Source organism: Pyxidicoccus fallax (genome assembly GCF_012933655.1).
GTDB classification, from domain to species: domain Bacteria; phylum Myxococcota; class Myxococcia; order Myxococcales; family Myxococcaceae; genus Myxococcus; species Myxococcus fallax.
In genome coordinates, this window is the sequence record NZ_JABBJJ010000747.1 from 1 (window position 1) to 739 (window position 739).

The 739-nt window shown below is 44.1% G+C and carries 2 protein-coding genes; both read left to right on the plus strand.

What is annotated here, in order from left to right:
* Positions 1 to 266: AbrB/MazE/SpoVT family DNA-binding domain-containing protein (locus HG543_RS53960; protein WP_211194825.1), on the plus strand; the 266-nt coding region annotated here is incomplete at its 5' end.
* Positions 263 to 601, plus strand: coding sequence for an endoribonuclease MazF (mazF, locus tag HG543_RS53965; RefSeq protein WP_011977836.1), 339 nt, complete (start codon positions 263 to 265; stop codon positions 599 to 601). The genes HG543_RS53960 and mazF, both read left to right, overlap by 4 nt.
* Positions 602 to 739 lie beyond the last annotated feature (138 nt).

Below are 739 nucleotides of genomic sequence, written 5' to 3' on the forward strand. Positions count from 1 at the left end.
TTACACATTGTTTATCCATCTGCTTTGGAGGTATTATGACTACGGCTATTGGTAAATGGGGTAATGGCGCTGCTTTGCGTATCCCGCAGCCGTTCATGAAGCAGCTTGGGCTTAGTATCGGTGATGTTGTTAATTTCCGCGTCACTGAAAGGGATTTAGTAATTACTAAAGCTGGCCCGACGCTTGAAGAACTGCTCGGACAGTGCACTGCAGAAAATCGCCATCACGAGTATCTATGTGACTCTCAAGGTAAGGAGATGCTGTGACGACATATTGTCCAGCCAGAGGCGATGTCATTCTTTTAGATTTTAACCCTCAATCAGGGCATGAGCAGGCAGGGAAAAGGCCTGCTCTTGTCGTTTCTGATGATTTGTTTAACCAAGTCACTGGGTTTGCTGTTGTTTGCCCCATAACTAATCAGATAAAAGGGTACCCTTTTGAAGTTCCTGTTGATGGGACTACTAAAACAACAGGGGTTATCTTGGCTGATCAAGTGAAGTCTTTAGACTGGAAGGCCAGAGCGGCACGTACTGTTGATAGCGTTTCCGGCGAGACAGTAACTACAGTTGTTGATATGGTTTCAAAAATTATTAAAGCATAAAAAAAGACCGGCATAAGCCGGTCTTTTCAGGCCGAGAATGTTACCAGCATTTTCGGCCTTCGGTGACTGCTCTAAAGGGGAACAGTAACCAATATTGTTTATCAAGTGTAACTGCTTACTGTTACAGCAATCAAGATT